Source organism: bacterium, from assembly GCA_018812485.1.
In the GTDB taxonomy this organism is placed as follows: Bacteria; JAHJDO01; JAHJDO01; order JAHJDO01; family JAHJDO01; genus JAHJDO01.
The window spans coordinates 1-8,766 of sequence record JAHJDO010000018.1; the positions used below are offsets into that span (position 1 = coordinate 1).

8 protein-coding genes are annotated in these 8,766 nt (G+C 35.6%); all 8 read left to right on the top strand.

The window, feature by feature from the left end; genetic code table 11:
* The coding region (locus KKC91_01360; GenBank protein MBU0477206.1) for a hypothetical protein at window positions 1–193 on the top strand (193 nt) is incomplete at its 5' end.
* A gap of 397 nt (window positions 194–590) precedes the next feature.
* The gene (locus KKC91_01365; GenBank protein MBU0477207.1) at window positions 591–1,229 is read left to right on the top strand and encodes a DUF4230 domain-containing protein; all 639 of its coding nucleotides are present in this window, start codon (window positions 591–593) and stop codon (window positions 1,227–1,229) included.
* Entirely contained in the window at window positions 1,230–1,895 is a 666-nt protein-coding gene (locus tag KKC91_01370) for a hypothetical protein (GenBank protein ID MBU0477208.1), read from the top strand.
* Window positions 1,892–2,497, top strand: a complete 606-nt coding sequence (locus tag KKC91_01375; protein MBU0477209.1) for a hypothetical protein — start codon at window positions 1,892–1,894, stop codon at window positions 2,495–2,497. The genes KKC91_01370 and KKC91_01375 overlap by 4 nt, the downstream gene beginning before the upstream one ends.
* A gap of 110 nt (window positions 2,498–2,607) precedes the next feature.
* The gene (locus tag KKC91_01380; GenBank protein ID MBU0477210.1) at window positions 2,608–4,572 is read left to right on the top strand and encodes a hypothetical protein; all 1,965 of its coding nucleotides are present in this window, start codon (window positions 2,608–2,610) and stop codon (window positions 4,570–4,572) included.
* A gap of 3 nt (window positions 4,573–4,575) precedes the next feature.
* A complete protein-coding gene (locus KKC91_01385; GenBank protein MBU0477211.1) occupies window positions 4,576–6,153 on the top strand; it encodes a hypothetical protein in 1,578 nt (525 codons plus the stop codon).
* 35 nt (window positions 6,154–6,188) lie between these two features.
* Complete coding sequence (locus KKC91_01390) at window positions 6,189–8,069, top strand: hypothetical protein (protein MBU0477212.1); 1,881 nt, start codon at window positions 6,189–6,191, stop codon at window positions 8,067–8,069.
* A gap of 51 nt (window positions 8,070–8,120) precedes the next feature.
* Window positions 8,121–8,766 (top strand): hypothetical protein (locus tag KKC91_01395; protein ID MBU0477213.1); only part of this gene is annotated, 646 nt, incomplete at its 3' end.

An 8,766-nucleotide genomic window follows, 5' to 3' on the forward strand; every position in this document is an offset into this window, starting at 1 on the left:
AACAGGATCAGGAGGAGTTCCATGCAAAGCCCTTGTGCGGCAAATAGCGTACTATATCGGCTGCGTTACTGACTGCAAGCCCCAACCATGCCACAGACACCACTCACCCACAGAATTCCACTGGCTCTCACCCTGCTGCGGAAATGGCAGACGGATGTGCCAACGTTTGTGCATGCGCTACGCTTGCGGGTAAATGGAAAAGCACCTGAGCAAATTGTCTGCCACTTATTTTTCTATCGCATTTCCACCCTGCCCCTCCCTGTTCAGCTTCTATAAATTTTGGTAATGGATTACAATCTGGAGCAAATCATGACAGCTTGTCGGAATTTGTTGACATGCTATCAGTATCTTGGTCGGTACAGATCAGGGCGGTAGCGTACCTGAAGTCGACGCGATGGCAAGGCAAACGCATGAATAAGGCAATAAAATCAGCACGTCATGTCCAGAGGATCAAGGCATGAGCATGAGCAATCTCAATTTATCAAATACCTATTGATATTTAATTCACGATGAGCAGCTAGAACTACTGCCACAATGAATTTTAAATGATGACCAGCTTTTAATTTTGTTTTTAGCAATTGGAGATAAATATGAAAAAGATACTTTTAGCTACCGCAATTTTAAGTTTTTCTTATAATTCCCATGCTTTTACATGGCCTTGGAATATTGAAACCAAAGAAGAAACAACCAGTGCGATTGCCACTACAATCAAGAATAAGGGCAACAAGGAAAACAAGGTTATAACATATGAGATCAATCAGATAGATAAAAAAACAATTGACCAGACGATAGTTGCCGAACAAACTGATAAACTATCCCAATTAACTGCATATATTAAAAATACACTTGGGGGGTATGAAGCAGAAGCTCAGTTTAGCACCAAAGTTCTTATAGGGTTTGATGCAAAAAATTTTACTGAGAAAAATATCTCAGTCGATGATAGCAATAAGAAGATTAAAGTCAGCTTACCCGATATTAAGGTTCAGTATATCGACATTGACTATAGCAACTCTTACATAATAACAAAAAAACAGGGCGTCATTTCCAGTAGCAGAGAACGTGATGAACTATTGAATGAATTATTCAGCAAATATCGAGATGATATAATAAAAGCCTCCTCAAAAAATGAAATGGCCATGCATGAAGCTAGGCTCAATGCATTTGAAATAATCAAAGAAAGTATAGAAAAAGAAAAAGGCATTGAATACAGTATTGAAATGGAGAGATAAATGAGAAATTTAATTAATAGCTTTAGCATTAGTCATTTAACAAAAAAGCACCTACCACTAATCGCCATCATTATATTACTGTCAACATTCGGGTTCTTGTTTTTGATCAATAAAGAAAAACCCAACGTACACGCACAAATCATAGACATAATTAAAAGTGAAAACATTGATGACATAGAAGAAAAACTTAAATACGAAAAAATCTTTACCGAGCACATATTAAAAATCCAAGAAAAAAAAGATGATTCTTTAATAGGCACTGTAACTAACTTTGCCAAGGATGCTCTTTTAAAAGTGGATGCCGAAATTCATTTGGTTGTAAAAGCATCATTTTCTCCAAATTTTGACAATATCATCATTCAAAATCAAGACCAATCTATAAATATTAATTTCGGTCAGACAATGCTGACAGATATTGATATTAACCAATCAAAAACAATTATTTCTTACAAGAAGTCGGGAATTCTTATATTCAAAAATGATCAAGAAAAAAGCATCATACTAGAAACCTTTCTGAACAACAAAGACAAATTCAAACATGAAATGACAAAAGAGTTTATCTCGTCCGCAAACGAAACCATAAAAAGACACATCAAGAGAGTCATTTTAGAAAGAATCGGCTCAGGAATTACAATCAATATCAATATAAAAGAGAATAAGACATGAGAAAGCATTTAAAGAACCTAACTATTCTTTTGGCTATACTCCCAATATTTGGATACGGTTTCTTTGACGATCCAGTAGAAACAGATATTAAAGACTATACCTCAAGCGATATGCCAATAATATTAAATTTATTCTCTGGAATTTCGGAGGATATCATGCTCGTATCACCTCCATTAATAGGAAATACTGAGAATAATGAAAACAATAAGCTCACCAGATTTCCATTGGAACTCATATATAGAAACCTTAAAAATAAAACAATACCTGCATTGAATGATTTAGTTAAACAGTCATCCGAAGTAAAGGTTGAAACAATAGAACTAAGAGATACGCATGAACTCTTTCATAAGATGTTAGTCAACAAGAGAGAAGCCCTTGAAAAATTTGTTTCAATTATAGAAAAGAATACTGATAGCCCTATTGATACCAACATTACATCTAATTCCAAAACCACAAAGGCGTTAGATGAACTATTCACCAATAATAAAGCAGAACAGTATCTACAAGACTATGAAAACAAATTATTCTTCCTCATGGATAAATACAAAATATCGCATAATGATCATATATTTACCCATTTCGACCAAGACAAAAAGCAATAAATCACTTCGCAGCAAAAGCATGGCAACAACCCACCGTTCAGTCAAGTTACTTTCTGGTATTGTTTGAGAACTGATTTGATAACCTACTTTATAAATTGAAGAGGAATTACATGTCCATTTCAAGTGCTAATAAACTAAATCTACCCCTAAGTAAAGAAAACGATCAGCTTGGTGAAATTGATGATAGCTATACAATAGACACCGATCATGAGATCGAAGAGTTTGAAGCTATAATTAACAAATTAAACATCAAAGTAGCCTATCCAGGTGATATTTTTGACTTTGGCGAGTCCCCCGCAAGCTCTATCATAAAATTAAAGAAATTACCTAATAAGGAAGTAAAAAAGGACTTCCTTAAATATCTAACGGAAAAAAAGAAAGAAGGGATAATCGTTGGTGATAGGTGGGCTTTTTTGGAAGTTGGCAATGAACTCCATGCTTATGGAGCACATATTGTCCTAAAAGATATAAATAAAAGAAAAACAGCTCTCTCCGAGTTAATAAGTGGCCTTGAAAAGGAAGTGCGAGGCTCTAGAGTACCCGTTTATGCTGCATTATTTCCTTCATTAATCGCAATAAGTATAGCATTAATGTACCACTTCAATCCAAGCGTACAAAATACACTAAATTCGGCCTTCAACAAGGCTAAAGAACCCGACTCTATAAAGTTTCTCAAGAAACAATTTCCCACCATCTATAAATGGCAAAATTCAGAAAACCCTGAAGAAAAAGAAGTGGCAAAGGCTGTATTTGATGAGAGCAAAATCAATTTGATTTGGCAACATGTATCCAATAAATCATGGAATGCAGAGCTACCTGAAAATGAAAGAACAAGTGCTAAAACAAGATTTATATTATTTGACCTTATTAATTATCATGACGACATTAGAAAGCAGTGTGAAAAAAAATCATTGATCCAAGGAACACGCTTTGGAACAATATGCTCTATTTATAAAACCTCATATAAAAGCACGATTTTTTACTGGAAAACAGGCCACATAGAGAAACTTACAAATACTGAAGAAATTAAAGCCATTTTTCAAGATTATGACATGCCAATTTCTCAGGATGATTATGAACATTGTTTTGATAAGCGTATAGCTGTTGCTGAAATGGATGGATTACAAACTGTATCCCTTAAAATTCCAGAGTCAAAAGAAAATGAATTACCCAGTGATTGGGTAGCAGCAGTAGTCGAGAACATTAACAACACTGCCAACACAAGATGGAATTCACTCGTCTTATTTAAATTAGGTGTACCTACCAGCGTAAAGAAAAAGACTGCCGACCTAATTAAGCCTACAAGCAATTTTTCTGGCGAGGAAAATTACATCATCAGATGGGCTAGCTTACCTCAAGATATAGTTACATCCCTAGGTCTAAGCAATAAAGAATATTCTAAAGAGTATTATATCAGTGAAAAAGTTATAACGTACTCCGGCATGTTCAGCAAAATACTTAATGATGATTTTCTGGATTCAAACGGAATAACGATAAATACGGAAAAGGCCAGGGATATGCTGATAAATATATCAGCCAGCACCCCCCCTAACTGCAATAAAAAAGAAGAAGACGAACGCAAGCACGCAAGCATCCAAGATAATAAAGATGGCTCCTATGGCGTGGGCCTATCAACCAAAGACCCTATCAAAGCAAGCTTAATGCATAACATCTTAAATGAACAAACAATACCAGAACTAAAGCACGAAGTTTCTGAATTACATGAGTCTAATATCAGTATTTTAAGAAACAATGAGGCAGGCGGTTTACAAGAACGGATATTCATCGAAAAAAGCCTAACTGATTTATTTAAAGATAGCGAATCCTTCTCTGTATTTATAGGCAAGGAAGATGTTCGTAAATTTATCAATGTGGAAGGGGGAAATGCTGGTGTACATGATAATGCATACTCTTATGATGGAAGTGATTATGATAGTATATATATTACAAATAGTCTTAATGATCTAAAAACAGATAAAGACAAAATAGAAATAACAGTTGGTGGCAAAAAGGCTCACTACATACGTATAAATAGTGGTGGACGAATTGTTCCGGTAGCTGAGCAAGGAGAATAAGTGATGACAGTTGCTAAAAGAATAAGTGACCTGTCAGCTAATCTCGCAAAAAGATTAGCTGCAATAGAAAATGATGACCGTCAATATTTATTGGATCATTATCAACAAGACAGGACAGCGGCTAGTGCGCATATAAAAAAAGAACCAGACCTAAGTTGGATAACCTGTGTTCATGTCATAGGCGAGGCTAGGGCTATGAAGAGCAGTTTTATCCTTGACCTTTTTGATAACCCTGATCTGAGAACACACTTAAATATTATTGATGACTCCGCACATGACCATACTGCTTGTCCATGCATGGTCATTCCTACAGAGGAAATGCAACAAAGTATCAGCATTGAAAGAGTTAATATATTTAATCTTGAAGAAAAGTCCGAGGTTCGAGGCATCCACAAGTTCCAAGAGCTATATGCACTACCCAGAGACAAAGAAAAGCTAACTGAAACAGCAGGAGGATATTTCCTCAAGATCTTTTTGCCTCGTGAGAAGTGTAAATTCCCACATGTTGTGATTGAATACCCTGGCATTGACAGTAAGAAATACCAGTCTGCTGAGAAAGAGGTCTTATACAACAGACTGCAAGAAGAGTTTAAAGCTCTTATTGAAAAAATCCCTGGTTTTGTAGTTGCCTGTTTTGAAAAAAAAATAGATGTCCCTGACAAACACCCACTGGATACTTTTGTTAAAAGTTATAAGAATTCCTTTGGTAAAGGGGCGCAACGATTGCCCTTGATTTTCTCTTTTAATGGCAGTGGAGCTATTCGCACATATTGCAGCGGTAATTCTGATTTAATAAATTTGATAGATAGTAATTTTTCTATTCATGATGAATTCGATACAAGAGTTCAGCTAATAAATCCAAATTACCAGAAGTACCCCATCATATGGCCAGATATTGCGAATTCAAATAGAGAAATCATAAATACATGGATAAGTAAATTTTCCAACTATAAGAATTATGAAAATTTATCATCGCATATCGAAAAAGATGGCGGATTTGAATATTCGAGGGAACTGCTATCAAAGTTGGTAGAAGATGAAGAGTTATCCGATAGCATTGGTTTGATATTTCACAATAAGTGGTTAGAAGAAGGCGAAGAAATATTATCCGGACTTGTAAGAATAAGAAAAGACATGGATGAATGGGATGATGTAAAAAGGATTATTGAGCATATTCGAAAAAGATTATCCAATTATGTAAACAATCCTTATCTCTCGGTTAAAGAAACATACCATAATAACAACCGTGACTTCAGCAGCAACACGCTTGATTCTTTCCAAGAAAAAAACAGCCACAGGAATCTTTGGCTAAAAACCATTGCAGACTATTATCTGCAATTTGTTTCAGAAGACATTTGCTTAGATACTGAAGCTGCGCAAAAGAAACTTACGAAAATAGCGAATGAAATACTTGATGATGTATTGACATACTATTCCGGAAGCAATAAACCACCGACCTCCCTTTCTTTCTTTTCAGATGAGGATATGAATAATGCGTTACTGACCATCATGACTTTTTATCTTCCAAACCAGATACTCAAAGAAAATAAAAGACTATTAACTGCAATGCTGGGTCGGTAAATTTCAATGCCATACTAATATTAGGTAGTTCAGATATGAGCAAAATAAATTCAAACACAAGATTTCCAAATTTTGGTAAGCGCGACTTGGGTAGGCGTAGAGCATATGAAATATTTATAGACATAGGTTCTTATCGAACAACAGTATTATGCTTACCACATGGCGACAGAAATGATGAAAGAGATAGATTAGGGAATATAGAAAGCTATCTTATTCCTTTCAGAGGCAAGTACAGAGAGTTTCCATCTTCGTATCTTAAAACAGCCGGAGGAGTGAAACTACTTTCAGATGAAGTCGTCGATGATGTCAAATCAGGAAATATTACATATTATGATGAGAAGAAAATTGTCACTTCCGCTAAACGAGATTTTATACATGACTTTCTAGATTATCCCGAAGGGCTGGATAGCGACGGCAAACCAACGAATTTTGTATTGTATATTAAGACATTACTGGAACATACTTTCCGGGTTATTACATGCGATGATGAAAAGGTTATTATCAATGGCAATGAAGTTGAGGTTGATGAACACTGGCGGTCATCTGACGTACCCAGTATAGAAGGAATCCAAGTTACTGTACCTGACCTTTACATTGAAAACTTAAGACAAGGATACTGCACTTATATACTGAAGGCATGTGAATCTTTATGCAATAAAAGCAGCACTGATTTATGGAAGGTATTATTAGAAGGCTATAATAAATATAGCAAAGGCTTGCTGGAAATTAACAAAAATAAATCAAAACAAAAAGTAGATGGTTTCGTTTCTATAAGCGCTGATGAAAGTGGAGCTGGTGAACTATATTTCATGGAATCAATGAAAGTATTATCATCCATCAGATTCTATAAAGCTGACCTAGATAAGTACAATATATTACATATCAAGCATTTATTTTCACAACGACCAGAAATATCAAATGCAGGCCAGAATGAAATTACTCAGAAGATTATTTGCTGCCGCATTGATATGGGGGGGATAACAACAGATGCCGGTGTAAGTTTAGTGGAATTCTTCGATAAAAAGCTTTCCAACAAATCAGACAACAAAGAATTGCGTTATAAGTTGCTAAAAAAAGAATCATTCTCTCAACGCATAGCTGGAGAAAAGTTTAAGGAGGAGTTTGGGGAATACGGCTACTCAAAAGAAAATTGGTGGGAAAACATTGATTTCATCAGGGACGAGAAAAACTGTAGCTTTGTCAAGATAATAAAAAGGATCATAAATAGTCAATACAAGGCTGTCAAACAACTATTCTTAAGTGAAGATAAAATTGATGGAGTTTATTTTGTTATATCAGGCAGACCTACAATGTCTGATCCGGTGAAAGAAGCCTTATTGCAAATAATACTCGATTATTTTAATAATGAACGACTTCTCTTATTAAAAGAGAGCTGCATTTTTGTATCAGACTTACCACTAATTTATTACGACTGGCAGGGTGGTAATTGGCATGTAAGCTACCGACCAGAACTGGCAAAATGGGTAACAGCAGCGGTTGGTGAAAAAATGTTATCAAATAGCTCAAAGTATGAAATCGGAACCCAAGGATTTGATTATTATGTAAAAGTTGATCATTTTCCTCCAGTTGATGGAGGGGATTTACAAACTATTAATGGTAGTATTGATAAAGCTATCAGTCTGGAAAATTTTGATGAGTTCAAGTCTCAGATGGAAGATGGGGCAGTAAGGGTTGGTCTGTCCTTCTCCCCTAAAAAAGATGGAGAATTTATTTCGTTTCTGGATGTCCTCAATAGGTCATGCAAGAACGAATATCCTACCGAACAAGGCAAATGTTATCCAAAATTAAAAGTAGGCTCTGCCCAAACGCCACTGTCAAATAAAGCCTGGATTATTCCAAGTATTTATATTGAAGATATTGACAGAAAAATTCACGAGTTTGTTTGGAAGGGATAAACACCACATAAGACACTTACAATCTAGCAGCATTATAGGAGCAATAATTCAATGTTGAATAAGAGTCCGCTTAACACACCAAAAAGAAATATGCTTTTACTTATATCCAACGCCTTATTGACTATTATTTTCTTACTGCTACCTATAACAAAAAATGTTTTGGCCAATGATGACATCATGAACCTAAAAGACGAGTTAGAAAATTCATGCGCAAAAAATGATACAATATGCTCCGAGTGTATAAAAAACCTGGTAATACCTTTAGTTGAGGGAGAATACTACAACTATTTAAGAACCTTATACCGTAAAGAGCTTCCTTCATTGTCAAACAGTGATCAGAAATCAGCCGAGCAATTAAAAGAAAAGATAGAAAAAAGAAGACAAGATTTTGAATCTCACCTTGGCGCAGACTTAACATCATTAGGCAACTGTTTAAATAACAATAGTCAAGCATGTCAAGCTTGTGAAAATATTAGAGAGAAAAGAAAAGAGTGGAAAGCAATTCAGCAGGAAATTGAGTCTTGTATAAAATCAATAAAGCCTAAAATAGATAGCGCAGGTAGTAATGATTCAGCCTGTAGAATGCTTAATATTACATCAATAGATAAGGAAGAGCCTATACCTGCCGAAGCACCTGCCGAAGCACCTGCCGAAGCACCTGCCGAAGCACCTGCCGAAGCACCTGCCGAAGCACCTG